Below are 15,975 nucleotides of genomic sequence, written 5' to 3'. Positions count from 1 at the left end.
GATAGTTACAAATGCACAAGCAGTTGAGTCGCATTTTAATCACAGTGGTAGTCGTGCTTGCATCCTCCACGGCAACGGCTTCCTCACTCACTAAAGAGCAGCAACAATATCTTGATGCGCGCAGTGCGCTCAGTAAGAAACAATTAGCACGCTATGAGTCACTTAGAGCTGAGCTCGATGATTATCCACTCACCATCTATCTCGATTTTCATCATAAAATTAACGACATTCTCAAACTGCCCGCTAATCAGGCCAAACAAGCCTTCAATGCTTTCGAAGACAGCCCATTGTATAACACGGCTCGCTACCGCTACCTGAAACGTAGCGGCAGTCAAAAACGCTGGAAAGACTTTTTAATTATCAGCCCAGACAAACCAAACAATGTCACACTACAGTGCTACTTTTTCCGGGCGCAGTTACAGCAAGGCGACAAGCAAGTGGCGTTTGATGGTGCCAAATCCCTGTGGTTATATGGCCGCTCCCGCCCAAAAGAGTGCGACCCTTTGTTTAAAGAGTGGCAAAAAGCTGGGCTACGTAGCCAAGAGTTAATTTGGTCGCGCATGTTACTCAGCTTCGAGCAGGGGCAATATGGACTACTGTCCTACCTTTCACGCCAATTGACTACCAATAAAGATGACGCTAAGCGCTTACTGGCCGTCTATAAAGATCCCCGCAGCCTTCGCCATAAGTCGAAATTCAGCGGCTCGGCCAAGATTAATGCCACCATAGTGGATTTAGGCTTACGTAAATTAGCCAAAAAAGATCTCAAGCAAGCGGTAAAGCTGTTTGCAGCCTATCAAAAAGCGGATCGCTTTAGTGATTATCAAGGGCGAAAGCTTAGCCGTTACTTAGTCAGGCGAGCGCTGATTTATCAAACACCAGAACTCCAGAGTTATATCGACACTATTCTGCCCTTGCTCGATAGTGACGACTTGGTGGAGATGCGACTACGTTGGGCGCTTAGAGATAATGATCAAAAGAGCTTTAGCCAATTTTTACCACAGCTGAGTGAACAGAAACAAAACAGTGCACGCTGGAAGTATTGGCGTGCAACGGTGCTGGCAAAAGAGAACAGTAAGCAGAGCCAAGAGCAGTCTCAAGCACTATTTAACAAGCTAAGCCAAGAGCGTAATTTCTACGGTTACCTTGCTGCCGCTAAGCTAAAACAGCCCCATCAACTACAACACAAAACCAGTGTCAGTAATGAGGCCTTAAGGCAGGAGATATCTTCTGACAAAGGCTTAGCGCGAGTTCGAGAGCTTATCGCAATCGATAAACAATCGGATGCCAGAGCCGAATGGGTGATGTTACTTAACCGCCACGATAAGCAGATGCAAAAGGAATATGCCGTCTATGCCGTTGAGCAAAAGTGGCATAGCCTAGGCGTACAAGCCAGTATTCAAGCTCAGCTTTGGAACGACATGGAGATGCGTTTCCCCTATGCGGCGCAGCAATCCTTTACTCAAGCGAGTAAGAAGTATGGTGTCGATATCGATGACATTCGCGCGATATCTCGCCGCGAAAGTGCCTACTTTCCCAATGCGACATCGGGAGTCGGTGCCAGAGGTTACATGCAGTTAATGCCTGCAACCGCCAAACAAACAGCCAAGAAAACGAAGCTAGCCTACAAGGGCACCAAAAGCTTATATGATGAAGAACTCAATATTGCCTTAGGCAGTGCCTATTACGGCGACTTACTAAAACAGTTCAATCACAATCGAGTACTCGCCACGGCATCCTACAATGCAGGACCCCATAGGATCAGTAATTGGCTTAAAAGGAGTGATGGTCAGCTTGATGTGGTTAGCTTTATTGAATCGATTCCCTACCGAGAAACACGGGAATATGTACAAGCGGTATTGAGCTACCGAGTCATTTATCAAGTTAAGCAAGGTAAAGAGCCGGAGTTGCTTTCAGAGCAGGAGCTAACATACAGCTACTAAACAGTCTGTGCTTTGTTTTATCTGGGGCGGTGCCATACCAGACCACCCATCAACAGATAAAACAAGGTACTTCAATCACTTAAAGCATATCAAAACTCCCCCCAAAATCTCTTAACACCTTGTTGATACCCACTGCCTAAGCAAAATAATCTCAGCTCTCTGGAAAGGCGACGTATTTTCCACCATAGTAGAAGAGAGAAAGGATTTGTCAGCTCGTTAACAATAACAAACCATTGCTTGCACCAAGGACTCCTATGCACAATGACAATATTAACGCTATCTTGCAGCAACTCGACACTGTACTGCTCGGCAAGCCTCATCAGATTAAGTTGGCTCTGACCTGTATTCTCGCCAAGGGGCACCTACTTATCGAAGATCTTCCCGGTATGGGCAAGACCAGCCTCTCTCAAGGGCTAGCGCAAACACTCGGCCTGAGCTACCAAAGGATCCAGTTCACTAGCGACATGTTGCCCGCCGATATTCTCGGTGTTTCTATTTTCGATAAAGAGCAATCCCAATTCATCTTTCATCCCGGACCGATTTTTAAACAGATGATCCTCGCCGACGAGATCAATCGTGCCAGCCCTAAGACCCAGAGTGCATTGTTAGAGGCCATGGCAGAACAACAGATTACCGTCGATGGTACGACCCATTCATTACCACAACCCTTTTTTGTGATCGCGACTCAAAACCCAAGCGAACAATCGGGCACCTTCCCTTTACCGGAATCACAGCTCGACCGCTTCATGATGCGAATATCCATAGGTTATCCCGCCCCAGAGGCAGAGCTGGCAATGTTGAAAGGCCAAGACAGTGTTTCAAAGGCGCAAGTACTGCCCCAATGTCTAACCCAGTTAACCTTGCAAGAACTGCAGGCAATCACCCAAGAGATCAGCGCATCAGACGCGCTGCTGCAGTATATTCTTGCCTTAGTTAATGCCTCAAGGGATGCGCCACAAGGTGCAGGATTGTCGCCTAGAGCCAGTAAGGCGATACTTCAAGCAGCCAAGGCTTGGGCGATGATTAGCGGTCGAAAATACCTAGTTCCCGAAGATGTGCAATCGATATTTCCACACGTAGCCGAGCACAGAATACGACCGTTTTCACAGCAACAAGGTGAGGCACTATCGGCTAAAATTCTTAATAAAGTCAATCCAATACTATAGTCATTCACAATGATGGCATGCTCACCTCCACATATCCGCTAATGAATAGGTAAGTTAATTACTAGGAGTTTATGCAAGGTCAAATAAAAATGAAAACCAAGTTAAACCAACAGTGGCAAAGCTGGATCTCAAGGCGCCTTCCCCCAAAAGAGCGGGTTACCCTTAGCCATAAGAGTATTTTTATTTTGCCGACAGGCTTTGGCCTGACTTGGCTGACTCTGCTGATTATCTTGTTTTTGTTTGGCACTAATTACCAAAATAACCTCGTTATGGGGCTAAGCTTCCTGCTACTTAGCATTTTCAATACCTGCATCATCTACAGCTATAAAAACTTAGCCGGCCTGACCTTATCTGGCTCTCAAGCCAGTAATCCTGTCGCTGGTCAACCTATCTACTTTCCGGTAAACCTCACTTCCCCTAACAGCGCCTATGAAGTTCAGCTTAATTTTGAAAACCAACCGATAGAGGTCATCAACAAGGTTAACCCACACCTGACTCAAGCCCTCATCGGCTACAATACCCCCCATCGCGGCGTGAATCATCCTGGGCGGATAAAAGTAGAGACTCGCTATCCGCTGGGACTGTTTCGCGCCTGGTCTCATATCGATTTAGCACTAGCACAGCTGGTTTATGCTGAACCGATACTCGATCCTAAGCCGCTGTGTTTAAGCGCTCAACAATCTTTGGATCAACAAGAAACTGGCAAATATGTGACTGGCATAGACGAATATAAAGGTTTGAAGGAATACGCCCGCGGGGAATCATTAAAACAGGTCGCTTGGAAGCAATGGGCGCAGGGGCGTGGCCTGTTAACCAAAGAGTTTGAGGAGCCTCAGGGCGCACCGATGTGGCTTTCACTTGAGGATGAAGTGCAAGACCTTGAGTTGGCGTTAAGCCACCTTGCTTGGCATACCGAGCAACTGAGTGCCAAAGGGCAAGTTTTTGGTGTAAAGATTGGTGGCGTTTCAATCCAGCCCTCCCATGGCGAGCATCACAGAAAGCAGGTGCAGACGCAACTGGCACTATTTCCCAACCCTAAGACCCCCACCAAGGCTGCTCTATGACAGTAAAAGAGCAACAGAGGATCTCTCGTCATACCTTGATGTGGCTACTGATCACCAATATCGTCATCTTGTCTCCCCTTTATGAGCAAGTCACACTGTGGTCTCTGGCGATCTGCGCTATCTGTATCTTCTGGCGCATCGGGATCTATCTTGGCAGAGTCGCTAAGCCGCCTAAATGGTTGGTGACAACCCTAGCGTTTTCCTCGGCCATGACGCTGGCGATGGTGGCGAGTAAAATCGGGGTGCTGACCGCCATGGTCAACCTGCTTATTTTAGGTTATGCGCTAAAATACATCGAAATGCGTAATCGTCGTGATGTTCGTGCGGTCGTATTAGCAGGATATTTCCTCATCGCCTTTACCTTCATCGATCAGCAAAGCTTATTGGCTAGCCTTCACCTATTAGCCGCCACCATGATCAACACCTGCGTACTCATTAGCCTCTATCATGATGAAGGCAACTTTAAATATGCGGCTCGATTAGGCGCTAAGATCATCCTGCAAAGCCTCCCCTTAGCCATTATTTTGTTTCTTGTCTTACCTCGCCTCCCCCCATTGTGGATGGTGCCGCTACAAAATGGGGCTCAAACCGGGCTATCCGATAGGGTGAGCTTTGGTGATATAGGCAAGCTAACCCGCTCCAGCGCCTTGGCTTTTAGAGCCACCTTTAATGGCAACGCCCCAAGCAACGACAAGCTTTATTGGCGCGCCATTGTACTGGAGGACTATAACGGCCGAGATTGGACGCAAAACCCACGCATTATTGAGGCGCAATCGGCGCTAAGTACCTCTCTACCGACAACGGCGCTTTCACGACTAGTCGCAAACTCATCCACAATCGATTATCAGATTATCGCCGAACCGAGTGCGCAGCATTGGCTATTTGCCCTAGATGTCGCCACCAGTCAAGATCTTGGTATAAAACATCTTGCAGATTTCAGCCTCTACGCCAATCGCCCCATAGATCAAAGGCGTCTGTATCAAGTAACCAGCTTTAATGAGCTGATGATGGATAGCCAGTTAAGTGATAGCAGTAAAACAACTAACCTTACGCTTCCAAGTGGGAGTAATCCCAAAACCCGCGCCTTGGCACAGCAATTTGCCATTAACTACCCTAACAATGTGCAAAGACTTAACGCAATGATGCGCTACTTCGCTCAACAGCCTTATTACTACACCTTGCAGCCGCCGAGTGTCGGCAAACAGCAAATTGATGACTTTCTGATAGAGAACAAGGCAGGGTTTTGTGTTCATTACGCCAGTGCATTTGCCTTTATGGCACGCGTAACGGGTATTCCGGCCCGCTTAGTCACCGGATATCAAGGCGCAGAATTCAACCCCAGTGCAGGTTATTACGGTATCTATCAATATATGGCTCATGCTTGGGTTGAAGCTTGGCTACCCGGTAAAGGTTGGGTTCGCTTCGATCCCACCGCCATGATCGCCCCGGAGCGAGTCGAGCAAGGCTTTGATGCTTTTTTTGACCCTGAGTCCACCTATTTAATGGACAATCCTTTTAGCGCCCTCGCTTATCGCGATAATGCCTTACTTAATCAGATGCGTATGCAATTTGCCAGTGTCGACTACTTCTGGAGTGTGTGGGTACTCGGCTTCAATGATCAAAAGCAGCAACGGGTACTAGAGGAGATCTTAGGCGAAGTCACCCGAACTAAGCTCACCATCTTTATTCTCATTAGCCTCTGCATCATCGGCTTAACCATTGCCTATAGCGCTGGCCTAATTCAGTTCCACCGCTCAAGCGATAAGCACCTTAACGCCTACTATTCTGTGTGTAAGCTTTTGCGCCAAAGAGGACTTGGTCGAGCTCACCATGAAGGCCCTCTCGATTACAATAAGCGGGTGGCGGCCGCCTTTCCTGACATAGCTGAAGATTTTGACAACTTGACTCAGTACTTCATCACTATTAAGTATCAAAACCTCAGTAAGCGCCGCCATAGACGCTTTTCTCGATTACTTATCAAGCAATCGAGATGGCTAAAAATCAATATCATTAAACAGAGATTGGCACTTAATAAAACAAACACATAGAATGGTTTGATCTGGCAGCTTCTCTGCCCATTCGCCTGCATTGTTGTTAAAGGAACGCCATGCTATATCTAGTTCAATCAAACCAAATGGAAGCGTTATCACAGCTTTTAGCTAACGAACTGCGTAGCCCATTGCCAAACAGCCCACTGTTGATGCCAGAGCATATTTTGGTACAGAGTCCTGGCATGTCCACCTGGTTACGACTAGAGATAGCAAGACAAAATAATATCGCAGCGGGCCTTGAGTTTCCGTTGCCCTCGAGCTTTATCTGGCAGCTGTGTCATACCCTTTTAGAGGATGTGCCTAAAGAGAACGCCTTTACCAAGGCCGCGATGACATGGAAGCTGATGGAGTTACTCCCCACGCTTATCGACCGAGAAGATTTTGCCCCGCTAGCGAATTATCTAAATAACGGTAATCCTGACAGCACTGCTAATTTAGTCGATGAAGATGCGTCAGTGGACAATGCGACTCAAACTGAACAGAGCGAGCAAAACCCACTTAAGCTCTATCAGCTTTGTGGCCAAATTGCCGATATTTTCGACCAATATTTAGTGTATCGTCCCGACTGGATCAGCGCCTGGGAAGCCAATGAACCCAGCTTGCCACCAAAAGGCGATAGGCTTAGCCCTGCGCAGGCCTGGCAGCCAATCCTGTGGCGAGCGCTGATTGACTTTAATGGCAACACCTTAGGTAAGAGTCGCTATCACCGCGCTAACTTGCACCAAGCCCTATTCGATGCACTCGATGATCCCAACACCAACCTAGATGCTCTACCTAGACGCTTATTTGTGTTTGGGATCTCCTCTATGGCGCCGCAAACACTCGATGTCTTACACTACTTAGCTAAACGCATCGACGTGATCATGCTCAACCTAAGCCCCTGTCAGCACTACTGGGGCGATATTGTCGACCCACGCCTGCGCGCCCGTATGGCGCTGCAATATGCCGACAAACACAAGCTCGAAGTGGAATGGGAAGATAAGCTCGAAGTGGGTAACCCACTGCTAGCTAACAACGGTAAAATGGGCCGTGAATTACTCGATTTGCTATTAGAACTCCCAGAGGAACATACCGCTTTCAACTTAGACTGCTACCAAGAGCCAACACCTAACAGCATGCTAAATGGCGTGCAATATGACATCTTAGAGCTGACCACCCGTGGCCAGAGTCTTGGGCCCGATGCCTCGCTGTACCTAAGCTTAGAGGGTAGACGCGTCATTGCTGATTCTGATGACTCAATCACGGTTCGTAGCTGTCATAGCCCACTGCGCGAAGTTGAAACCCTGCATGACCACCTGCTAGAGATGCTATCTCGGCCTCTCACAGAGGAACAAATTGCTACCGGAGTCACACCGCTAGCACCCAAAGATATCGTGATCATGATGCCCGATGTCGCGGCTTATGCGCCCTATATCGATGCCGTATTTGGCGCGAAACAGGGCGGCCACTATATTCCCTATGCCATTGCCGATCGCGGTGCAGCCCAAGAGTCACCGCTTATTGCCAGCTTCTTACACCTATTGAAGATTAACCAGAGTCGTTTTGGCCTAACCGATATTCTCAGCATTTTGGAAGTCCCAGCAGTACTACGCCGTTTCGAGCTGGACGATGAGAGTTTAGCGGTGATCAAGCGCTGGTTGGAGCAAGCTGGGGTTCGCTGGGGACGGGATGAGACCAGCCGCTGCGAATATCAACTGCCCGCATTCGAGCAAAACTCTTGGGCATTTGGGATTAAACGCTTAATTTTAGGTTATAGCTTTAGTGACGATGCCCCGCTTTATCAAGAGCGACTATCGGTCAATGGCGTTGAGGGACAAACGGCGCAGGCACTGGGTAAGCTACTCGACTTTATCGAAGCCCTCGATAACGTGCATCACTCACTCGCTCAAGCTTGTAGCCTAATCGAGCGTATGGCGCAGCTTGAGGCGATCCTCGAAAACTTCTACGAGGTTGACGATGACGAGCTAGTCCAGCTTCAAGAGATCCGTGAGGCGATTGTTAAACTCAACGAAGAGCTCAACGAAGCGGGTCACACCACGCCGTTAACCATTGAGGTTATTCAGAATTGGTTTAACAGCCGCTTATCTGAGTCTCGAGTCGGCCAGCGTTACCTCGCCGGTAGCGTCAACTTCTGTACCTTGATGCCAATGCGCTCAATTCCCTTTAAGCTAGTGTGTTTACTCGGTATGAACGATGGCGTCTATCCGCGGGTTCAGCACCCTGTCGGCTTTGATCTGGTGGCGCAAATGGGGCCAAGAAAAGGCGATCGCTCTCGTCGATTAGACGACAGATACCTATTCCTTGAGGCGATCCTGTCGGCTCGAGAGCAGCTCTATATCAGCTATATAGGCAATAGCGAACGCGATGACTCAGAGCGGATCCCATCGATGCTGGTTTCTGAGCTTATCGAGTATTGCCAACTGGTTTATCTGCCACAGTCTCTTGAGGCGCAAGCAAGTGCACTATCGCTTGAAGCTGATGCTAGCGCATCGCAGCAGCTTATCGATAACATCGAAAAAGGGGTAACTGAGCACCTTATTCGTAAGCAGCCTCTGCAGCCCTTTGACCCGCGTCTCTATCGTGCGCCAAATAACGCAAAGAGCCAAGATGATGCGACTAAGCTACAACAGAGCTACTCCGCTCAGTGGTGCCCAGTTCCTGCGCAATCAAGCGAAGGGACAAACACTTCAACAGATAAAGCGCAAACAACCGCGAGCTATAACGGCTTTATCGGCCACCATACTCAGCTCCAGACCTTTAGCGAAAATGCTCTCGATGAAGCCATGGATAGCATCGGGGGGGAAGCCGAGGAGCTTGAGCTGTCAGCACTTATTCGTTTTTTTAGAAACCCGGCGCAATATTTCTTCAACCGTACTTTAAAGGTCGATCTGGGGCTGGATATTCAAGCCGATGATAATGACGAGCCCTTTAGCCTCAACGCCCTTGAGCGCTACAAGCTGCAGGCGACACTACTGGATAACGCCATAGAAAATGGCGAAGAGCGACCGCAGCAGGCGCTACTTGAGCGGTTAAAAGCCCAAGGAAACTTGCCGTTAAAGCCCTTTGACGATCTGATTTTAAATCAATATCTGCATGATATTAAGCCGCTTATTGGTCGCTGCTTATACTTAAAAGGAGAAGGCTCTCACTCGGTAGATATCGATCTGTTATTCGATGAAGCCGATGATAACGATGACGTTAGCAATAGCTTAGCCCTGAACCTTGTCGGTCGCATCGATGATCTAAGTGCCAAAGGGCTCGTTAACTACCGCCCCGGCACCGCCAATGGCCGCGACTTAATCCGGGTCTATCTGCGTCACCTTTGCCTATGCGCCATGAGAGGTGAAGCTAACAAACTTGCTCAAACTCAAGCTGATCCCGTACTAAGCAACATAGTAAGCAACGGCAACATAGTAAGCTACCTGCTCGATATCGGCCATTTCCATGCCTTTGCACCAGTGACGCCGACTCAGGCAAAAGCGCAACTTAAGCAATGGCTAAGCTACTTTAAACAGGGGCAAGTGCAGCCACTGATGTTTATGCCACGCACCGCCATGGCCTATGTTGAAGCAGAGGGAAGCCACTGGGAGAAGCTTATGGAGGCGCAGCCACAATGGCTCGATGAACAGAGCCAGCTAGGTGAAGGCTTAGAGCCCCATTTTCAGCGTCTTTACCGCTTCCCAGAAGATTTCAGTGAGCAAACCTTTGCTAAAACGGCGACCCGTTTGCTGCAACCGCTTTTAAGCTTATATCACAAAGACAAGCTCAGTGAGTTAGCCACCTTCGTTGAGGCTGGACTCGACACCGTTGATCTAGCGTTAGCATCGACGCCAACTATCCAAGGCGAGGCTAACGAATATGAACGATAAGATGAGTGGCCAGCTCAGTGAGAGCCAAGCAGAGAATATGACAACTTTAACCAATACATCGCAAGCTTCGCATATTGTGACCGAAGCCTTGGATACCCTAACCCTTCCCTTTGGTGGTAGCCGTTTGATTGAGGCCAGCGCGGGTACGGGCAAGACCTATACCATTGCTGGACTCTATGTGCGCTTGCTACTCGGCCATGGTATAGAGGCACCGCTAACCTGCGAGCAGATCTTGGTGGTAACCTTTACCAATGCCGCAACGGGTGAGCTGAGAGACCGTATTCGTAAGAAGATCCAGCTGGCCTATCGCTGCTTTATCGGCCTTGCAGTCGATGATGAATTGATTAACTCGCTCTATCGTGCGACGCCCGAAGCCAGTCTGCCTATCGCCCGAAAGCGTCTCGATTTGGCGCTTAAATCCCTAGATGAAGCGGCGATCTTCACCATTCATGGATTTTGTCAGCGTATTCTGGCAGATATGGCGTTTGAGTCGTCCTTGCTGTTTGAGTCTGAGTTTACCCTCGATGATAGCGAGTTTCTGCACCATGCGGTGCGAGATTTCTGGCGCGAGAAATGCTACCCCTTATCAGGCTGTCTGGCGGATGCGATTGTTAGCAAGTTTAGCGACCCCGACGCCCTTTCTCGTCAACTCAGACCGCTTCTAGGTGCTAGCAGTGCGGTAGCCAGTCCAAAACCTCAGCCTTTTGATAAGCTCGAAGCTGAGCTGACCCAGAGTTTAAGCCGATTTAAACTTATCTGGCCAAGGGAACGTGAGCAAACAGAAACCCTGCTAAATGAACTGCCACTCAATGGTGCGCGTTTTGGTAAGAAAGCCGATGGCTACCCAAAACTGGCTAAGATGCTCGATGATCTCGACAATTGGGTTGCCTTTGGTCAGGCGCTGCCACCAGCTAAGGTACTGGAAGCGCTATCGCTTAACGGCCTTAAGCTCAATAAAGGCGGCGAAGTGCCCACAGCGCAGCAGGCTCCAATGCTGGATCATATCGAAAGGTTGGCAGAGCTTATCGCAAACCTTATTCCAAGCTTTCTCTATTGTGCACGGGATGGCATCGCCACGCGCTTTGCCAAGCAAAAGCTAGAACGCAACCTATTGACCCCAGATGATCTGCTGCTAACACTGGCTAACGCGCTTACCGCCTCTAAAAATAGTGCTTCTAAAAATAGTGAGCCCAAAGACAGCAGCTTAGCCATGAGTATCGCTCAGCGTTTCCCAGTGGCATTAATTGATGAGTTCCAAGATACTGATCCATTGCAGTTTGAGATCTTTAACTCTATCTATCAAAGCGCTTCAGCAACAAACACCCTTGCGAGTGCCTCGGCACAGAACGACAAACTCAGCCTGTTAATGATTGGCGATCCTAAGCAGGCGATCTACGCCTTTCGCGGTGCAGACATTCATACCTATATTCAGGCTCGAGCTCAAACCGCAAAGCACTATAACCTAGATACCAACTATCGCTCGAATCGGCAGATGGTGGATGCGGTCAACTGCATCTTCAGTCACAGAGACGATCCCTTTATCAGCCAATCTATTCCCTTCGAGCCAGTAAAGGCATCGAGTTTTGCTGATAAAAAAGTGCTCAATGAAAAGAGTGCAGACAACAGCGCCCTGAGACTCAGACTCTTAAGCGAAGAGAGCGAAAAAGGCCTCAATAAGACCACGGCCAGACAGTTAATCGCCGAAGATGTGGCCGATGAGATTGCCAAACTGTTAATCGATGCACAGCAAAACCTATGCGCGATTGGCAAAAAGCCACTAAGAGCAAAAGATATCGCCATCTTGGTCAGAGACAGACACGAAGCCAATGTGGTTCGTGCCGCTTTAAGTCAGCGGCAAATCGGCTCAGTCTTCTTAAGCCGAGATAGCGTGTTTAACACCTTGGAAGCGCGAGAGCTTGCGCTGGTGCTTTATGCCATGGCAGACCCTAAGGATGAGCGCGCATTAAGAAGTGCCTTAGCCACCTCGCTGCTCGGTTATAGCGCCGAGGCGATCCATAGCTTTAACCAAGATGAAGACAAGCGTCAGACACTGCTCGAGCAGTTTGCACAGCTACATCAGGTATGGTTAAAGCGTGGCATCATGCCTGCCCTGCTGACCCTTGCCAGTCAAACTCAGATCATCGAGCGCTTACTGAATGGTGAAGAGGGAGATAGACGCTTAACCGACTTTAGACACTTAGGAGAGCTGCTGCAGCAAAAAGCCACCGAACTCGATGGTAGCAGCGCACTGATCAACTGGTATGAACAAGCGCTTATTGAAAATCTACCCAATGAAGAGGCGCAGCTACGTTTAGAGAGCGAGCAGAACCTAGTCCAAGTGGTCACCATTCATAAGAGTAAGGGGCTTGAATACCCTATCTGTTTCGTGCCATTTGTCAGCTTAAGCCGTGATAACCGTAAGAGACCCGCCCCAATGCTCTATCATGATGATAACCAGCTTATCTGGGATATTGAGCAGACAGATGAAGGTTGGGAACGTCAAAAACGTGAAACCTTAGCCGAAGATCTACGCTTACTCTATGTGGCGCTAACAAGACCCGTACTTAAGTGTTATCTGTATATCACCAACCATAGCCGATTCACCAAAAAATCGGGCATGACAAGCCAATTGCATGAAACCGCAATCGGCTATCTGTTAGGGGTTGAAGATAAGGCTTGTGACTACGAGAGATTACTGGCTCAAGCTAAATTACTTGAGGCTAGCGATCCTGAAGCCATTAGCTTAACAGAGCTAGCAGCTGCGGGGAGCGATCAGCAGCGAGAGCCAAATCTAATTGTGCTACAGACAGAAGATAATGCCGAGCAGCAATTGGCCCCTAAAGAGCTCAATAGGCCGCAACTCACCCCATGGCGAGTAGGCAGTTATTCCGGCCTTGTAAAGCATCTAGCCCATGAGAAGGTGCTACCGGGTATGGACGATGAACAGTTCCCAGAACTGGATGTAATACAAGATGAGGTCGATAGCTCACCATCACGCTTTACCTTTGAGCGCGGCGCCAATGCCGGTAGCTTTATGCACTTAGTGCTAGAGCTGATTGATTTCACGCAGGCACAAACGGATCTTGAGGTGCAGCTACCTATCGCCATGGCAAAATATGGTATAGATGAAAGCTGGACCGAGGTGCTCAAAGACTGGTACCTAGACTTACTGCATGCTCCATTAGCCAATGATAACTCGCTGATGCTTGCGCAGCTAAAACCGACACAAAAGTTGGTTGAGATGGAATTTTATCTGCCGATCACTCAGCTTAATGCCGACAAGCTCAATTCGCTGTTGCTTGAATTTGGTTACAGTGCAGGTCTAAATTTTGATGAGTTACAGGGCATGTTAAAAGGCTTTGTGGATTTAACCTTTGAGCATAATAATCAGTTCTTTATCGCCGATTATAAGTCGAATCATTTAGGCGATGATTTAAGCCAATATCACTATAGCAACATGCAGCAAGCGATCCGCAGTCACAGGTACGATCTGCAATACATCATCTACACCCTCGCCCTGCATCGCTATCTGACACTGCGTATGGCCAATTATGATTACGAGCTGCATATCGGCGGCAGCTTTTATCTCTTCTTAAGGGGCATGTCTACAAGCAGTCCACAATCCGGCGTATTTTACGATAAGCCGCCTAAGTTACTCATTGAAAAGCTCGATGCCTTATTCGGGAACATAATGACAGCAGCAAATTCTGAACAAATGAATAGCGCTCAAGTGGAGGCCCAATGATCACCACCACTAAACCGATTAACGAATTACTCAAAGAGTGGCAAGAGCAGCGCCTCATCACCTCGCTAGACCGCCACTTTGCGCTGCAACTGGCCCAGCTTCATCAGGAGTCTGCGCCACTGTTTACCCTTATTTGTGCCTTGGTAAGTCAGTATCTATCGAGCCAGCATACCTGCTTACCGCTCAAGCAGATCGACACCGATAACCCATTTAAAGAGCAGATAAGTCAGTGCCGAATCGATCTCAACGTCGAAGAACTTGAAGATGCCCTATTGCAGTTTGACGCCATTGGCAGTGTCGATGACGCCGAACTTAAGCCGCTGATTATCGATAAGGGTAACTTATATCTACAGCGCTATTTCAGCTATGAGACACAGGTCGCCGAACACCTAAATCGACTCGCGTTCGCACCTATCGATTCCAGCCTTGCCAATCAAGCTGAACTTAATGACGCCAGCAAGCTATTAAACCAGTTATTTCCTGCAAATGAGCAGCAATACGATTGGCAGAAAATTGCCACCGCTACGGCGATGACCAAAAAGCTCGCCGTGATCACTGGCGGCCCGGGTACAGGTAAAACCACGACGGTCACTAAGTTGCTGTACTTGTTGTGCTCAAGGCAAGAGATGACCATCAGACTGGTCGCCCCAACAGGCAAGGCGGCGGCGCGTCTAAGCGAGTCGATTAAGGCTTCAAAACTCAGGCTTGCCGATGAGATGAGTCAATTGGGCGTGGTCGGCATCGATAAAAACATTGCCAAAATTCCAGAAGAGGCCGCCACTCTACACAGATTGCTAGGGGTGATCCCAAACTCTCACCAGTTTAGGCACCATAAAGATAATCCCTTAAGGCTCGATCTGCTCGTCGTCGATGAAGCCTCAATGGTGGACTTGCCTATGATGCACAAGGTGTTGTCAGCATTACCCGAGCATGCAAGGTTAATTTTGCTTGGTGACCAAGACCAGCTCGCCTCGGTTGAAGCGGGCGCTGTACTTGCCGATATTTGCGCGGGATTAAAACAGGTCAATAAGAGGACTAAGCAGAGTCGCTGGCAGATGCATTATTCACAAGCCCAAGCCGAACTACTGAGCCAACTAACCAGTACTTCATTAGCGGAATTTATTAGCCCGAACCCTAAGATTGGTGACAGCTTATGCATGTTGATGCACAGCCACCGCTTTCAGGGCGATGCGGGGATCGGCCAACTCGCAACGGCAGTCAACCATGCTAACTTGCCGCGTATCGCTGAGGTTTGGCAGTCAGGTTATCAAGAACTGCTTTGGATTGAACATGCTGCCAATACGAGTCATGGCAGCAGCTCATTTGACAATAAAGGACTCGACAGTCTACTCGAACAAAGTGTCGAGCAGTACGGCGTCTACCTAGCAGCCATGTCTCAGGGTGAGATCGATGCCGATAAGATCATCGACAGTTTTAACCAATACCGTATTTTATGCGCCATGCGCGCAGGTGAATACGGCGTTGAGGGGATTAACCAAAGTGTCACTACGGCGCTCGCTGCCAGAGGTTTAATCCAGCCAGAACAAGAGTTTTATGCTGGGCGTCCGATTATCATTCAGAGCAATGATTATAACCTAGGGCTATTTAACGGTGATATTGGCCTTATTCTGCCCGATTGCAGTAGCCAAAGTGGCCGCTTAATGGCGCACTTTATTCAAGCCGATGGCAGCTTACTCAAGGTGTTACCCGCGCGGTTACCGAGCCACGAGACTTGTTACGCCATGACGGTACATAAGAGCCAAGGCAGTGAGTTTAGTCATGTGTCTTTAGTACTACCGATAAAGCCAAGCGTGGCACAGCAGCAACTGCTAACCAAAGAGTTAGTCTATACCGCTATCACTCGCGCTAAGCACCACTTTACCTGCCTAGGCAGTCAAAGAGTGTTTGAACAAGCCAGCCGTAGCCTAACCCAGCGCGCTTCGGGCTTAGCGCAACGTTTATGGCGCGATTAAGCTTACCTTATTGTAGAGCCAGAATAGTGCACCTAAACCTAAAGACGGTGCACTAACTCGGCTAAATATGATGCACTCATTTGCTCTATTAGGGCAAAGGGCCACAGACTCGAATATAAAAACAGCATTTAAGCTAAATCGGCTAGGCAATACTTGCATTAAAA

7 protein-coding genes are annotated in these 15,975 nt (G+C 48.6%); all 7 read left to right on the top strand.

Annotated elements, in window-relative coordinates:
- Nucleotides 1-11 precede the first annotated feature (11 nt).
- The 7 genes from JMA39_RS02200 to recD all read left to right on the top strand — a co-directional run bounded on the left by JMA39_RS02200 (nucleotide 12) and on the right by recD (nucleotide 15,811).
- Nucleotides 12-1,943, top strand: coding sequence for a transglycosylase SLT domain-containing protein (locus JMA39_RS02200; protein ID WP_202720196.1), 1,932 nt, complete (start codon nucleotides 12-14; stop codon nucleotides 1,941-1,943).
- A gap of 254 nt (nucleotides 1,944-2,197) precedes the next feature.
- The gene (locus JMA39_RS02195; protein WP_202720195.1) at nucleotides 2,198-3,109 is read left to right on the top strand and encodes an AAA family ATPase; all 912 of its coding nucleotides are present in this window, start codon (nucleotides 2,198-2,200) and stop codon (nucleotides 3,107-3,109) included.
- 89 nt (nucleotides 3,110-3,198) lie between these two features.
- Entirely contained in the window at nucleotides 3,199-4,173 is a 975-nt protein-coding gene (locus JMA39_RS02190; RefSeq protein ID WP_237732533.1) for a DUF58 domain-containing protein, read from the top strand.
- The gene (locus tag JMA39_RS02185; RefSeq protein ID WP_202720193.1) at nucleotides 4,170-6,221 is read left to right on the top strand and encodes a transglutaminase TgpA family protein; all 2,052 of its coding nucleotides are present in this window, start codon (nucleotides 4,170-4,172) and stop codon (nucleotides 6,219-6,221) included. The genes JMA39_RS02190 and JMA39_RS02185 overlap by 4 nt, the downstream gene beginning before the upstream one ends.
- A 59-nt stretch (nucleotides 6,222-6,280) precedes the next feature.
- Entirely contained in the window at nucleotides 6,281-10,093 is a 3,813-nt protein-coding gene (recC, locus tag JMA39_RS02180) for an exodeoxyribonuclease V subunit gamma (RefSeq protein ID WP_202720192.1), read from the top strand.
- 37 nt (nucleotides 10,094-10,130) lie between these two features.
- A complete protein-coding gene (recB, locus tag JMA39_RS02175; protein ID WP_202720356.1) occupies nucleotides 10,131-13,838 on the top strand; it encodes an exodeoxyribonuclease V subunit beta in 3,708 nt (1,235 codons plus the stop codon).
- On the top strand, nucleotides 13,835-15,811 hold the full coding sequence (gene recD / locus JMA39_RS02170; protein ID WP_202720191.1) for an exodeoxyribonuclease V subunit alpha: 1,977 nt from the start codon (nucleotides 13,835-13,837) through the stop codon (nucleotides 15,809-15,811). Before recB ends, recD begins: the two co-directional genes overlap by 4 nt.
- The last annotated feature ends 164 nt before the right edge of the window (nucleotides 15,812-15,975 follow it).

The organism is Shewanella schlegeliana (assembly GCF_016765635.1).
Classification (GTDB): Bacteria; Pseudomonadota; Gammaproteobacteria; order Enterobacterales; family Shewanellaceae; genus Shewanella; species Shewanella schlegeliana.
Note: the sequence above shows the minus strand (reverse complement) of the source record. Positions and strands in the feature narration are given on the sequence as shown.

Excerpts from the sequence above, each read along its gene's own strand:
- JMA39_RS02200 (WP_202720196.1), top strand. The coding sequence starts at position 12 with ATGCACAAGCAGTTGAGTCGCATTTTAATCACAGTGGTAGTCGTGCTT.
- JMA39_RS02195 (WP_202720195.1), top strand. The coding sequence starts at position 2,198 with ATGCACAATGACAATATTAACGCTATCTTGCAGCAACTCGACACTGTA.
- JMA39_RS02190 (WP_237732533.1), top strand. The coding sequence starts at position 3,199 with ATGAAAACCAAGTTAAACCAACAGTGGCAAAGCTGGATCTCAAGGCGC.
- JMA39_RS02185 (WP_202720193.1), top strand. The coding sequence starts at position 4,170 with ATGACAGTAAAAGAGCAACAGAGGATCTCTCGTCATACCTTGATGTGG.
- recC (WP_202720192.1), top strand. The coding sequence starts at position 6,281 with ATGCTATATCTAGTTCAATCAAACCAAATGGAAGCGTTATCACAGCTT.
- recB (WP_202720356.1), top strand. The coding sequence starts at position 10,131 with ATGACAACTTTAACCAATACATCGCAAGCTTCGCATATTGTGACCGAA.
- recD (WP_202720191.1), top strand. The coding sequence starts at position 13,835 with ATGATCACCACCACTAAACCGATTAACGAATTACTCAAAGAGTGGCAA.